This is a genomic window from Hymenobacter telluris (assembly GCF_017313265.1).
Lineage (GTDB): Bacteria > Bacteroidota > Bacteroidia > Cytophagales > Hymenobacteraceae > Hymenobacter > Hymenobacter telluris.
Genome location: NZ_JAFLQZ010000001.1, coordinates 16,740 through 30,757, shown reverse-complemented (window position 1 = coordinate 30,757; position 14,018 = coordinate 16,740). Strand labels below are relative to the sequence as shown.

Here is a 14,018-nt window from a genome sequence, read left to right as displayed (position 1 = left end):
ATCTAAGGCTTAACTGGTTGCCACGATTGGCTTTTACGCAACTGCCCTAATAAAGCATATAACCTCATCAACCCGAAGGTGCCCATCTCGCCTTTATCGTATAGGTCGATCTTCCTACCGTTGCGGAAGGATATTTTCAGAGAAGCATATGGGACGTGGTTGAAGTCAGTCTGATATGTAGGTTGTAGCTGTTCAATATTGAGGTAGCTTATCAGCTCACTTATTTCCCTGAGCGTTCGGAAATCAAGCACTGTTTTCAACGATTCACAAGTCTTCTTACTCTCATCCAGCACCGGCCATTTGCACGAGTAATAGGTGGCATTTCCTAGTGCGTCTACTGTTTGCTTTGAGGTGATAACATCGTGATAAGCAAAGTCAGATTCATATACGATACTATCAAATGCGCCTTCTTTAGCGGGCTGCTTGTTATACTCGATAAAGCCCCTAAATCTATATACTAATAAGAATGCCTTTTTATCCTGAAGACTGTCAACCACTAGAAATGGGTTGTCGAAATCCGTATAACTGATAAGTGGCTGTGGTCCATCATAGACAATTTTAGCAACCGGACAGAAACGGTAAAACTGTCGGTCGAAAGGCTCCAACAATAGCTTACCATTTCCCATATCTAGCAGGCATACAACCTTGCTATCTTCGTCGTGGTGCGTTCCTGTGATAAGTAAATCAGTGTAGCCATTGCCATCAATATCTGCTTTCTCCCACGCTTTTATTTTCGCTTGCCGATATTGTTTTTCAACTCGTTTATCAGCAAACCGCAGCCTCGAACTGACTTCAAAGGTTTTGTAGTCCTCGTCCGTAGCTCTTACAAGTTGTTGGACTTCCTTATCTGACCTTATTGCATCAATCGGTTGTTGTGGCTTCTGGCCAAAGGCAGGAAGCCACATTCCCAGAAGAACCGTTTGGAAAGCAAGCCTGCATAATTGATATAGCACTTGAATTAGGAATTATAAGTTTTGTAAATCCTTAAATACTACCCTTGCCCGAACACCGGCTCGATGCGGCCTTCCGGGTTGATTTGCAGCACTGCTTCGTAATGCTTGCCGGTTTTAACCGACATAAACCCGCGAATGACGCCGGTTTTGCCTTTGCGCAGCAGCTGGTTCATCTGGGTATCGCTCAGCGTTTTGCCGCCCCATTCGAACGGCACCCGAAACTGGCAGTCTTCGCGAAAGCGGGAGCAGCCGTAGGCGGCTTTGCCCTTGAGCATGGTACCCAGCCGGCACACCGGGCACGGTATCAGACCGGGGTCGGTGGGCGTGGTAGGTTTGCTCTCGGCGGCGCGTACTAGTTCCAGGGTGCGTTGCGGGGTCAGACGGATGGCGGCGTCGAACTTCTGGCCGGCATCATCTACGAAGCCTTTGATAACCGGCGTGCGGCCTTTGCCAAGCAATGGCGCCAGCTGCTTGTCAGTGAGTTTCTTGCCTTCAAACTCAGTGGGCAGCCGGAACTGGCAGCCTTCGCGCCAGCGGGAGCAGCCAAACGCCGTTTTGCCGCGCAACACGTGGCCGCTGCCGCAAGCCGGACAGGCCCCGAGTGCGCCGGGCACGGCCGGCGTAGGCGCGGCTTTAGGCGGATTAGCTTTAGTGGCCGCGGCTTTCTTCTGGCCGGTAAGGTCGGCTAGCTCGGTTTTGCTGACGGTGATGCCGCGGCCCGAGCCATCCTGCTTCACCTCCTGCACCATTTCGCGCACCAGCTGCTTTAGCTCGTCCAGGAACAAGCCCGCATCCAGGTTACCGGACTCAATCTGGCGCAGCTTCCGCTCCCACTGCCCCGTCAGCTCCGCCGATTTCAGCGTGGGGTTGCGGATCAGGCCAATCAGCTCAACACCGGTGGCGGTGGGCAGAATCTTCTTTTTTTCGCGGATGATGTAGCCGCGCTTGAACAGTGTTTCGATGATGGCGGCGCGGGTACTGGGCCGCCCGATGCCGTTTTCCTTCATGGCCAGCCGCAGCTCGTCGTCGTCTACGTTGCGGCCGGCGGTTTCCATGCCGCGCAGCAGCATGGCCTCTGAGTATTCGCGCGGGGGCTGCGTTACTTTCTGGTCGAGGCGGGGCTTGTGGGGTCCGGTTTCGTCCTTCACAAAGTTGGGCAGCACGGTGCTTACCACGTCGTCTTCGCCTTCGCCGGCCGCTTTCGGGGCCGAGGGGGCCTGCTGTTTTTCTGGGTCGCCGTACACTACGCGCCAGCCGGGGTTGAGTATCTGCCGGCCCCGCACCCGGAACGGATAGCCACCTGCTTCGGCCGTAACAGTGGTGTTCGATACTTCGCAATCAGGGTAGAAAGCGGCCAGGAAGCGGCGCACGATGATGTCGTACACGCTTTGGTCGTGGCCGCTGAGGCTGCTGGCGCTGGCCCCGGTCGGGATGATGGCGTGGTGGTCGGTTACTTTGTTGTTGTTGAAAACCTTAGTGCTCTTGCGGATTTTGGTTGCCAGCAACGGTGCCGTGAGGCCCGCATAGCCACTCAAGCCACGCAAAATGTCCGGAATTTTGGGGTATTGGTCGTCGGGCAGGAAGGTGGTATCTACCCGCGGATAACTCACCACTTTCTTCTCGTAGAGGCCCTGCACAATCTTGAGCGTATCCTCGGCCGACAGCCCCAGCTGGTTGTTGCACTGCACCTGCAACGAGGTCAGGTCGAACAATGACGGGGGCGTTTCGTAGCCTTTCTTGATTTCAACGCCAGTGACAGTCAAGGGCACGTCTTTCACGGCGGCCATGGCGGCATCGGCTTCTTCCTGGCTCACGAAGTAGCCGCGGGCTTTCAGGCGGGCTTTTTCGTCGGGCTCATCGTCGTCGGCTTTGCCTTTCTTGGGCGGGGCCACGTGGCTGAACATCGTGCCGCGGTACTCGGTGCGTAACACCCAGTACGGCTCCGGCTTGAAGTTCTGGATTTCGTGGTACCTGTCCACTAGCAAGGCCAGCGTGGGCGTCTGTACCCGGCCGAGGCTCAGCACTTGGCGCTGCCCGGCAGCGTATTTGAGCGTGAACAGCCGGGTGGCGTTCAGCCCCAGCAGCCAGTCACCCACGGCGCGGCTCTTGCCGGCCTGGTAAAGCTTGTCGAACTCGGCCCCGTCGCGCAGGTTGGCAAAGCCCTGGCGGATGGCTTCTTCGGTGAGCGACGAAATCCAGAGGCGCTTGAAGGGCTTGCGGTACTTGGCTTCCATCAGCACCCAGCGCTGAATCACCTCCCCCTCCTGCCCGGCGTCGCCGCAGTTTATCACCTCCTCGGCGCTGGCCAGCAGGTTCTTGATGACGTTGAACTGCCGCACCACGCCATCGTCGCGGCGCATGAGCTTGATGCCGAAGGTTTCGGGCAGCATGGGCAGGTCGTGGATGCTCCAGCGCTTCCACTCGGGGCGGTAGTCCTCGGGCTCCCGGAGCTGGCAGAAGTGCCCGAACGTCCAGGTGACCTGGTAGCCGTTGCCTTCGTAGTAGCCGTCCATACGCCGGTTGGCGCCTAATACAGTGGCAATTTCGCGGGCGACGCTGGGCTTTTCGGCAATGCAGACTTTCAAATCGGTGGTTCTCGCTGAAGTGGTAGGGGTGCTGAAGTGGTCAGCAGGGAATCAACAAAGATAACAGGAGAAAAAGTCGGTAGCGGTGTGCGGAAATTAGACTGCTTTGCTGAAATAGAAAGCCTTTATAATTCCGAGAAAGTCCTTGTACTATCTTCTCTATATAGCTCCAGTCAATTGTACGGCTTGGTTGTTGCTTGGCATATTCTCTGGATTTGGAGTTGTACAACTAGCTGGTGCAACCCTTTTGCTCTCTAATCGGTCATGCGAACATCGGCAATCGAACGGAATGCCAAGCAGCCTGAAGCAATAGATTCTATTCACTCTTTCACTCCTATGTCTTATGCGCAAGATTTTCCTCCCTATCGTAGTTCTTCTTGGCACCGTTCCGGCACTGGCCCAATGGCAACCCGTCAGCAACCCTGTACCTCTGCCATCCCGCTTGTCTGGCGCTCAGCTTGACCCAATAGACGCGCAGACAGCTTGGTTCAGTAATACCACTTATATCCTCACGCCATCCAATATTCGAATTGCTCGCACTGTTGATGGTGGTCAAACTTGGCAAAACGTTGGACCGGCCGCGCCAGTGAATGAGTATTATGGACACGGGAACTTAGAAGCTATTGATGCGCAACATGCGTGGGTACTATTACAGCGCACTGATGCAACAGGCGCTACAATTTCCGGCGTTGACCTTCATTACACCGCCAACGGTGGCACCACCTGGACCCTGCGGCCCTTACCCGTCCCAACAACTCAGCTAGAGCTACTACGTTTTTTTAGTTTGACGGAGGGCATCTTAATCAACCCAGCAACTGGCATGTTGCACCGCACCGCCGACGGCGGGCTCACTTGGCAACTGCAAAACTCAATGCCGCTCCTTCCAACCGGACAGAAGCTAGGGCCACTGCGCGAAATAAGCGGGCTGATTTGGACCACCGTTTATGATGCATCTAACAGACCCACCGGTTTTTGGGCTAGCACCGACCGTGGCCTTACCTGGCGTACGCAGACTTTGCCAACAATTTCCGGCTATTCTGAAGTAGTATTCCGAGACACGCAACATGCATTATTGCCCGCTCCTGGTTTGGTAAATGCAATGCTTAGTAGTGCTGATGGTGGCTTGACTTGGCAGAATACTACACCACCGCCTTTTCCAGCGTCCCGAATTGCAACACTAACAGCTATTCCCGGCACTCGCACATACATAGCAGGCGTTAGATATTATGGACCACAATCAGCAAGCATTAGTGGATCCGCGGTGACATATGACGATGGTCAGACCTGGGTAAGTTTAAACAACAACAACTACAGCTTTCTAACTATTGAATTCACTGCGCCTGACGCCGGGTGGTATGTGCGCGCCTATATAGAACCCGCTGTTGAGGATATCTGGTATGACGGTACCGGCCGCTACACAGGCAGCCCGCTGGCGGCCCGCGTGGTAAGCACACCGATTATTGCTGCCGACGTATTCCCCAACCCCAGCCCCTCCGGCACTTTCACCGTGCAACTTCCTGCTACGGCTGGCCCCGTTAGCAACGTGCGTGTGCTCGATGCACTGGGTCGAGGCGTTTATCAAGCGGCGGCATTGCCCGCTGATAAACGCCTCGACCTGAGCCAGCAACCCAAAGGCGTTTACTCACTCGAAGTGCAGACTAGCGCTGGCGTGGTGCGCCGCAAGCTGCTGGTGGAGTAAAGCGTAGCAGCGCAGCAGCATCAAGCTGTAGAGGTAGCTCTGGCATACTTCTACAGCTTGATGCTTACTTTGCCTTCGGCAATGCGGACCAGGTCGGCAATGGTGAAGTGCTTGCCGGTGCGGTAGGGCTCCCAGCAGTCCAGGCAGGGCTTCCAGAACGGATTTTGGGTCAGAAAGGAACTGTTGTCGCCTTCCAGCAGCCCCACGAATACTTCCGTGATGATGCGGGCCCCCACGTCGCCCAGGCGGATGCCCATGTGCTGCACTTCGGCCTCCTTGAGGATGTAGAACCAGAGCGGCGTGCTTTTCTCGAAGTTCACTTTGTAGCCTTTCAAGTCCTCGAACACGTCATCTTCCAGCGGCTTCATGCGCATGGCGTGGGCCACCCGCTGGCCCGATGGAAGGCTGAAGGTAAGCTGCCGCAGCAGGTTGCGCGAAGCCAGCGAAATAACGTCGCCGCCGGCAAAACCCAGCAGCTGGAACAGCGGCGACGACAGCTTGGTGTCGATGAGCTTGTTGGGGCGGGTACTACCGTCGCCGAGGTTGAAGAACGTGTGCCAGTCGATGAAGCGGCGGGGGGCCCGCTTGCCGCCGCGCAGGTCGTTGGGGTCGGGGCTGTGGTGGTCGGCGTTGAAGTCGAAGATGGTGGCGAAAAACGGGGCCGGATTGGGGGCGCTGGTAATACCGAAATTGGCGCGGTAAGAAGGCCGCACCTGGCTGTGCCCGAACCGGTACGCCGCCACCGAAAACTCCACCGGAATGTAGGGCGCGTTGTGCCAGCTGTAGAACTTGCGGCCGTTGTTCAGCACGTCATTTACTACCTGCTCGCCGCAGAGCTGGGGCAGAAACTCGTGCAGCAGCAGCCACTGGTAGTGCCAGCGCACCAGCTCCTGCGCTTCCCGGAATACTTCGCCGGGGTTCTTGCTTGGGTACTTCACTCGCACGGCGTCTACCAGTACGTTGTGGAAGCGGAGAAACAATAGGTGCAGCTGCGACACAATCAGGTTTTCGTCGTTGCGCGGGTCGCCAATGAGGGCCGTGTTTTGGGTGTTGCGCGGCAGGTCGAACTTCTCGATGTTTTCTTTGCCTTTCAAGCCCAGCGGCTCGATTAGGAACTTGATACCCTGCCCATCGGAAGCGTCGTAGAGGTGGGGCGAGGCGCCGGGGCCGCTGCCGTACACGTTGTCGAGGGCCAGGGTGGGCGTCCGGAAGTTCTCCACAAATTCGGGGTCAATCTGGCGCTCCAGGCTGGATGTCGGATCGAACGTGACGTCGTGGTCGATGAACTGGCCAAGGAAAGTCATGCCGGCCGTCATAACGGGCGCGTTGGGGTTGTTGACTTGCAGGTCGGCGTTGGTGATAAGCTCGGCCGGCGGTTTGGCCAAGTCGTCCTTGGCATCCATGATACCGCCCTTCTTGCCGATGTCTTTGAGGGCCTCACGCACCTTGGGGCTATCCTGCGCGAAGGCTGGCAGGTTGGCAAACATCCGCCCGAACTTCCCTTTGTCGTAATAGCGGGAAGTGTACGGTACAATATCCTGGTAGAGGGCCCCGTGTCGTGTCATAACCTAATGATGTAGAGTGGTTATCAAATATTGAAAACGTCTAATAAATAACCTATTTAGTCACATCTATATGTGATGCGCAGCTGGGCCACGGCGCGCAGTTCTGCTGCCATTTACCGTGTCGCGCCCCGCCGCCACTTCGCCGGCTGCCGTCGGGGCACCGGCCGTTGGCAGCCCGGTCAGGTATGTACCTACAACATTCTGCCATTCCGCTGTATCCTATCAACTTACAGCCGAAGGCAGTCGTACCTCCCCAATGCCCCGGCAGCACGAGCCAGCCAGTGCACCACGCCCCTTTTCCGCATCCAAAACCAGCCCGATTTACCAGCTATGTCAACCAGCACCAAAGAACCAAGCCGCACCGAAACCATCAAGACCAAAGCCTACGGCGCTACCAACTCGATTTTCAACGGCCTCAAGCGCATGGAAATCGAGCGGCACCGGCCCCAGGCCGACGAAGTGCACATCGAAATCCTCTACACCGGCGTGTGCCATTCGGACCTGCACCAGGTGAAGAACGACTGGAAAAACACGGTGTATCCCTGCGTGCCCGGCCACGAAATTGTGGGGCGGATAATTGAGGTTGGCAGCACCGTGCGCAAGTTCAAAGTGGGCGACACGGTGGGCGTAGGCTGCATGATTGACTCCTGCGGCCAGTGCAGGCCCTGCCAGCACGGCGAGGAAAACTACTGCCAGGGCCCGGTCAGCTGGACCGCCACCTATAACGGCCCCATGAAGCCCGACGGCAGCGGCGCCAACACGTTCGGGGGCTACTCCACCAACATCACCGTAAAGGAGTCGTTTGTACTGCGCATTCCGGACGGCCTCGATATCAAAGCCGCCGCCCCGATTCTGTGCGCGGGCATCACCACGTATTCGTCGCTCAAGCACTGGAACGTGAAGGAAGGTGACCGGGTGGGCATTGTGGGCTTGGGCGGGCTGGGCCACATGGGCGTGAAGCTGGCCAAAGCCCTGGGCGCCACCGTCACGGTTATTACCACCTCCAAGGAGAAGCGGGCTGATGCCGAGGCCATGGGCGCCCACGAGGTGCTGATTTCCACCGACTCGGCCGCCATGAAGCAGCACGAAGCCTCGTTCGACTTCATCCTCAACACCATCCCCGATGCCTACGACATCACCGACTATGTAAGCCTGCTCGACCTCGACGGCACCATTGTGGCGGTAGGTTTGCTGGGCGAATACAAAAAGCCGCTCAACAACATGGAAATGGCCACCTACCGCCGCACCGTGGCCGGCTCGGTAATCGGGGGCATTGCCGAAACCCAGGAAGTACTGGACTTCTGCGCCCAGCACAACATCCTGCCCGACGTGCAAATGATTAAGATGCAGGACATCAACAAGGCCTTCGATGACCTCCTGGACAAGGAAGTGCGCTACCGCCACGTCATTGATATGCAGTCGTTGAAAGACGAGGCGTAAGCAGATAAGCAGCGGCAAACGAAAGCAGCCGAGCGAGTTAGCAACCTATGGTCGTGTAGGTTAGCAGCTCGCTCGGCTGCTTTCGTTTGGAATATAGCGTTTGAATTGTTTGCAAAGCCCGGCAACTTCAAGCCAAACTCCACATCTTTAGGCCCTCAATCCTCTTCCTCACACTTTTCTGTATGAAGCATCTTTTTGCGCTGGGCTTGCTGATAGTGGCGGCCAGTGCTGTTCAGGGCCAGGGCCAAACCCCTGCCCCACCTACCGAGCCAGTTGGGCCGTATCGGGCGTCGGCCACCAAAGTCAACGACTTGGTGCACACCAAGTTGGACGTGCGCTTCGATTACGCCAAGCGCTACCTCTACGGCAAAGAGTGGGTAACGCTCAAGCCCCACGGCTACGCCACCGACTCCTTGCGGCTCGATGCTAAGGGCATGGATATCAAGAGCGTGGCGCTGATGAATGGCGAGCAGCAAGTACCGCTCAAGTACACCTACTCCGACCAGAATAACCTGCGCATCAACCTCGGCAAAAGCATGGCGCCGGGCACGGCCTACATCATCTACATCGAGTACACGGCCAAGCCCGACGAGCTGAAAGTGCAGGGCAGCGCGGCCATTTCCGATGCCAAAGGCCTGTATTTCATCAACCCCGACAGCTCCGTGGCCGGCAAGCCGGTGCAAATCTGGACCCAGGGCGAGACGGAAGCCTCCTCAGCCTGGTTCCCGACCATCGACCGGCCCAACCAGAAAACCACTTCGGAAATCAGCATGACGGTGCCCAGCAAGTACGTCACGCTTAGCAACGGCGCTTTGGTGAGCCAGAAACCCGCCGGCGCGGGGCTACGCACCGACACCTGGAAGATGGAGTTGCCACACGCGCCGTATCTGTTTATGATGGCCGTTGGCGACTTCAAAATCCACAAGGAAACCTGGCGCGGCAAGGAAGTGAGCTACTACCTGGAGCCCAAGTATGCACCCTACGCCAAGCAGATTTTCGGCAATACGCCCGACATGCTGGAGTTCTTCTCGACGCGGCTGGGCGTGGAGTTTCCGTGGAACAAGTACGCCCAGATTGTGGTGCGCGACTACGTGAGCGGGGCCATGGAAAACACCTCGGCCACGCTGCACGGCGACTTTGTGCAGATGACCGACCGGGAACTGCTTGACCGGCAATACAGCAACGAATCGGTTATTGCGCACGAGCTGTTCCACCAGTGGTTTGGCGACTACGTGACGGCCGAAAGCTGGAGCAACCTGACCGTGAACGAGAGTATGGCCGACTTCTCGGAAGGCCTTTATGCCGAGCATAAGTACGGCGCCGACGAGGCCGACGCGCACAACTACCGCAACCTCAACAACTACCTCCGCAGTGGCCGCAGCGCCTCCAAAGACCTGGTGCGCTTCCACTACGCCGACAAGGAGGACATGTTTGACCTGGTAAGCTACCAGAAAGGCGGCGCCATCGTGGACATGCTCCGCACCTACCTCGGCGACGACGTATTCTTTGCCGGCTTGCAGAAGTACCTCAAAGACAACGCCCTCGGCAATGGCGAGGCGCACCAGATGCGCCTGGCTATGGAGGCCGTATCGGGCCAAGATTTGAACTGGTTCTACAACCAGTGGTATTTCAGCTCGGGGCACCCGCTGGTTACCATTGAGTACAACTGGGACGCCGCCAATAAAACGCAGGCCGTTACGGTGAAGCAGACCCAGCCCGGCAGAGTGTTCCAGCTGCCGTTTGCCATTGATTATTACGTGAACGGCAAGCCCCAGCGCCAGCGCGTGATGATGACCGAGGCCACCCAAACCTTCACGATGCCGCTGGCCAGCAAGCCCGACCTGGTGAACGTGGACGCCGAAAAAACCCTGGTGTGGATGCCAACCGACAAGAAGTCGATAACCGAGTATGCCTACCAATACGCCCACGCCCCGCTCTACCTGGACCGCCGCGAAGCACTGCTGGCCGCGGTTAGCGAGCAGAAAAGCAATGCCGCCGCTCGGAAGTTGCTGCTCAGCGGCCTCAACGACAAGTTTTATCTGCTGCGCATGGTGGCGCTGGAACGCCTCGACCTTGAAGACAAAACCGTAGCCAAAGCTACCGCGCCCGCCATCCGCAAGCTGATCAGCAACGAGAAAAACTCGGCGGTATTGGCTAGCGCGCTGCTCACGCTGAGCAAGCTCAAGGACAAAAGCGACGCCAAACTATTTGCCAAGCAATTCGCTGACAGTAAGTCGTATGCGGTGCAAAGTGCGGCGCTGAGCGCCCTGGCTACTGCTAATCCGAAGCAGGCGCTGGCACTGGCCAAACCACTGGAAAGCAGTGAGCAAGCCAGCCTGAAGCAAGCCGTGACGGAAGTATATGGCAAAGCCGGTGGCCCCGCCGAGTGGACCTACATCCTAACCAAGTACGATGCTGCCGACCCGCAAGCCAAGTTTGGGATGCTGGAAGGCATAGTGGCCATGATGCCCCGCCTCCAGGACCCCGCGGCCTTCACTGCCGGCGTCGACCGGATCAAGGATATTGCCATTAAGTACAAAGCGCAAGGTGCTGCCGAACCCATGATTGGCATCTTGAAAGATGTGACCAAAGGCAAAACCGGCCCCAACGTCAGCATGCAGCAGCCCATCATCGACAAGGCCATTGCTGAGATTCAACAGGCCAAGTAGCCCACCTGTCATTCCGAGCAAAGCGAGGAATCTGGGTATAGTAAGTAGCTTATTTCCCTCGCTCTGCTCGGAAAAACAACTCATAGAAAAGCCCCTTCCGCACTAAGCGGAAGGGGCTTTTCGCTTCTATGCTACCGTGGAATCTACTCCACTGTCAGCACGATTTTTCCGGCGGCGTGGCCTTGTTCGTTGTAGCGGTGCGCTTCGGCAATTTCCTGGAGCGGAAAGGTTCGGTCGATGATGGGGCGCAGGGTGCCAGCTTGCAGCCAGGCCGAAATCAAGGCCAAATCGGAGCCGCTTTCCTTGGCCATAAAGGCGTGCAGAGTTTTGGTGCTGAACGCAGCGGCCACTTTGCCAGCCACCACGGCAGCCGGATCGGGCGTGGTGGTTACGTAGCGGCCGTTGCGGCGCAGGGCTTCTTTGCTGGCCACAAACGAGCTTTTGCCGGCCGCATCAAACACAATGTCGTAGTGGCTGAGGTCTTTGGTGAAGTCGTGCTCTTGGTGGTTGAGCACCCGGTCGGCGCCGAGGCTGCGCACCAGGTCCTGGTTGTCGGGCCCGCACACGCCGGTTACTTCGCCGCCACCGAGGGCCTTGGCAATCTGCACGGCCATTGACCCCACCCCGCCGGACGCGCCATTCACCAGCACCCGGTCACCAGACAGCAGCTGGGCATGGTCGCGCAGGGCTTGCAGGGCGGTAAGGGCGGCCAACGGAATGGCGCCAGCTTCCTCGAAGCTTAGCTGCTCGGGAATGAAAGCAGCCACCGAATCCGCCAGCAGCGCATACTGCGCATTGGCACCGCCCACGCCATCGTTGGGCATGCCGTACACCCGGTCGCCGGGCGAAAAGCGCGTGACGTTGGCACCCACGGCGGCTACCTCACCGGCCACGTCGCGGCCCGGAATTTTAGGAAACGAGAAGCCAGTAATAAGTTTCAGGTCGCCATTGCGGACTTTCCAGTCCACGGGGTTGACGCTGCTGGCCCGCACCCGTACCAGAATCTGGTTGGCTTTGGGTGTTGGTGTGGGTAATTCGCCGTAGCGTAGTACGTCGGCGGGGCCGTATTGCTCGAAATAAGCTGCTTGCATAGTTAAGTGAGTTGGTTTCTTGCAAAAGCATACGCAGCTCAACGGCACTTAGTGACTCAAATCTTCAAGTAACAGCCTTGCTATAAAGCAAAACCGCCGCAGCCAGAAGCCGCGGCGGTTTTAACCACACTTAACTAATTAACTTGCCCGAGGGCAAGACCAGTGAGCCTCGCTGACTTTGCAGCTGGTGGCTAATTATGTCAACCTGCCTGGCGCCGCGCAACTCCGGCCTGCTACCACGGGTTTCCGTAATCTGCCGAAAGTTGCACTGGTTTCTGACACGTTATATTCTATCATTTTACTTTACTCCGGTTAAAGCCGCCGCAGAGATGAAGCGAAAAACGCTCCGGCCTCTCTGCCACCGCTACGGCGTAAACAGCCGAGAATAACCTACTTAATGCCTGTAATGGTAGTCTACAGATGCAGATTCGCTACAAGTCTATGGCTCAGCAATTAAGACCTAGTTAAAAGCACATTAAAAGCGAATTAATTATTAAATAATTATCCGCCTACGTGCCTTTACTACTTGGCACTTACCCCAATGCAGGCCACTCCAGCAGCACCTGCGTACCCTCCCCTAATTGGCTTTCCACGCGCACTGTTCCGCCGTGCAACGACATGATTTTGGCCGTAAGTGGCAACCCAATGCCGTGGCCTGGCACTGTCCGGATGGCCTCGGCGCGAAAAAATGGCACGAATACTTGTTGGCGGTCCGCCTCGCTCATCCCTACACCATAGTCGCGCACATCCAGCACCACATGCTGGGTGGTAGTGGTGAGGCTGGCTAGCACCGGCATGTTGGCCCCCGTTGAGAACTTACAGGCGTTTTCCATCACATTCAGAAACGCCGACAGCAACAAGGCTTCGTTGCCACGCACTGCAAACGGCTGCTGTACCTGCGCGGGCACGTCGCCAAACTCTAAATCGACGCGGTGCGTAGGGTGGCGGCGCTGCACTTCTTCGTGGGCTTGCAGCAGCATCTCATCGAGGCGAACTATGGTGAGCGGCACCTGGGAAGGGTCGTCGGAGGCGCGGGCAATCTGGAGCAGGCCGTTGGTGAGGTCTTTGAGCAGCCGGGCCGCATCGAGGGTACTTTGCAGCACCCGGCGGTATTCCTGGGGGCTGCGCTCCTGCTGAAGCAACGCCACTTCCAGCTCACCAATCAGCACCGTGAGGGGCGTTCGGAGCTCGTGCGAAGCATCCCGAACGAAGGTGCGCTGTCCGGCAAACGCTATTTCCAGGCGGTCGAGCAACTGGTTGAAGCGTTGCGCCAGCAGGGCTATTTCATCGTAGCCATCGGCTTGCGAAAGACGGCGGTGCAGGTCGGAGGCCGTGATACTATCCACCTCCCGTACCACTTTCTGCATGGGTTGCAGCGCCTGACCCGCAAAAAACCACCCCCCAATGCTCACAATAATCAACGATACCAACAGGCCACTAATCAGGATATTGCGCAGGCCTAATTGCTTGTCGCGCGTGTCGGTATCCACCGAGGAAGCCACCACCACAAAGTTGCCCTGCCGCGCATCGTGGTACAATAACCCCACGGTTTGGTGGAAGTTGGAGCGCGTCTGCACCTGCCGGCCGGTTTGGCGCACGGCGGTCAGCAAGCTAATTGGCACGGGTACATCGGTCAGCTGACCTTCCCGGAATACCACTTTGTTGTTGGCGTTGTAGACGCGCACTTCCTCTTCGGGCAGCGTGCGGTAAAACTGCCGCAAATACCGCCGGTAGGAAACCCGGCTGGCTTCATCGGCACGGTTGGTACCGTCGAGGTACACGTGGGCCACGATGCGGGCCCGCGCAAACAAACTCCCCGTAAATGACTCCTGGCGGGCCTGAAAGGTGAAATAGTAAATTACCACCGAAAATAGCAGCAGCGTAACAGCCAGAATAGCGGCAAACTGCAAAGCCAGACGCAGGCGAATAGACATAGCTGGTTGATGTGCTGATTACGGATGGGGTGATTATTGATTGTTAATTGGTGAGGCGGTACTGGTTGACTTCTGTAAATTG

At 57.2% G+C, this 14,018-nt stretch carries 8 protein-coding genes; 3 read left to right on the top strand and 5 right to left on the bottom strand.

Annotated features, from left to right (window positions below; translation table 11 throughout):
• Nucleotides 1-2 precede the first annotated feature (2 nt).
• Both J0X19_RS00105 and J0X19_RS00100 read right to left on the bottom strand, forming a co-directional pair.
• Entirely contained in the window at nt 3-905 is a 903-nt protein-coding gene (locus tag J0X19_RS00105; protein ID WP_206979849.1) for a hypothetical protein, read from the bottom strand.
• Between the two features lie 86 nt (nt 906-991).
• A complete protein-coding gene (locus J0X19_RS00100; protein ID WP_206979848.1) occupies nt 992-3,538 on the bottom strand; it encodes a type IA DNA topoisomerase in 2,547 nt (848 codons plus the stop codon).
• Nucleotides 3,539-3,881: 343 nt separating this feature from the next.
• Here J0X19_RS00100 and J0X19_RS00095 point away from each other — a divergent pair, with 343 nt between their 5' ends.
• Nucleotides 3,882-5,237 (top strand): T9SS type A sorting domain-containing protein, encoded by a 1,356-nt coding sequence (locus J0X19_RS00095; protein ID WP_206979847.1) that lies wholly within the window; start codon nt 3,882-3,884, stop codon nt 5,235-5,237.
• A gap of 50 nt (nt 5,238-5,287) precedes the next feature.
• On the opposite strand, the gene J0X19_RS00090 is transcribed toward J0X19_RS00095, so the two are convergent.
• The gene (locus J0X19_RS00090) at nt 5,288-6,802 is read right to left on the bottom strand and encodes a peroxidase family protein (RefSeq protein WP_206979846.1); all 1,515 of its coding nucleotides are present in this window, start codon (nt 6,800-6,802) and stop codon (nt 5,288-5,290) included.
• 75 nt (nt 6,803-6,877) lie between these two features.
• On the opposite strand from J0X19_RS00090, the gene J0X19_RS00085 reads away from it, so the two are divergent.
• Together J0X19_RS00085 and J0X19_RS00080 are read left to right on the top strand one after the other, a co-directional pair.
• Nucleotides 6,878-8,242, top strand: coding sequence for an NAD(P)-dependent alcohol dehydrogenase (locus tag J0X19_RS00085; protein WP_242581750.1), 1,365 nt, complete (start codon nt 6,878-6,880; stop codon nt 8,240-8,242).
• A gap of 182 nt (nt 8,243-8,424) precedes the next feature.
• Nucleotides 8,425-10,911, top strand: a complete 2,487-nt coding sequence (locus tag J0X19_RS00080; protein ID WP_206979845.1) for a M1 family metallopeptidase — start codon at nt 8,425-8,427, stop codon at nt 10,909-10,911.
• A 143-nt stretch (nt 10,912-11,054) separates the two neighbouring features.
• On the opposite strand, the gene J0X19_RS00075 is transcribed toward J0X19_RS00080, so the two are convergent.
• Complete coding sequence (locus J0X19_RS00075) at nt 11,055-12,002, bottom strand: NAD(P)-dependent alcohol dehydrogenase (RefSeq protein WP_206979844.1); 948 nt, start codon at nt 12,000-12,002, stop codon at nt 11,055-11,057.
• A gap of 533 nt (nt 12,003-12,535) precedes the next feature.
• On the bottom strand, nt 12,536-13,936 hold the full coding sequence (locus tag J0X19_RS00070; protein ID WP_206979843.1) for a sensor histidine kinase: 1,401 nt from the start codon (nt 13,934-13,936) through the stop codon (nt 12,536-12,538).
• Between the last annotated feature and the right edge of the window lie 82 nt (nt 13,937-14,018).

Coding starts and splice junctions, on each gene's coding strand:
- J0X19_RS00105 (WP_206979849.1), bottom strand. CDS start 905: ATGTGGCTTCCTGCCTTTGGCCAGAAGCCACAACAACCGATTGATGCA.
- J0X19_RS00095 (WP_206979847.1), top strand. CDS start 3,882: ATGCGCAAGATTTTCCTCCCTATCGTAGTTCTTCTTGGCACCGTTCCG.
- J0X19_RS00090 (WP_206979846.1), bottom strand. CDS start 6,802: ATGACACGACACGGGGCCCTCTACCAGGATATTGTACCGTACACTTCC.
- J0X19_RS00085 (WP_242581750.1), top strand. CDS start 6,878: ATGCGCAGCTGGGCCACGGCGCGCAGTTCTGCTGCCATTTACCGTGTC.
- J0X19_RS00080 (WP_206979845.1), top strand. CDS start 8,425: ATGAAGCATCTTTTTGCGCTGGGCTTGCTGATAGTGGCGGCCAGTGCT.
- J0X19_RS00075 (WP_206979844.1), bottom strand. CDS start 12,002: ATGCAAGCAGCTTATTTCGAGCAATACGGCCCCGCCGACGTACTACGC.
- J0X19_RS00070 (WP_206979843.1), bottom strand. CDS start 13,936: ATGTCTATTCGCCTGCGTCTGGCTTTGCAGTTTGCCGCTATTCTGGCT.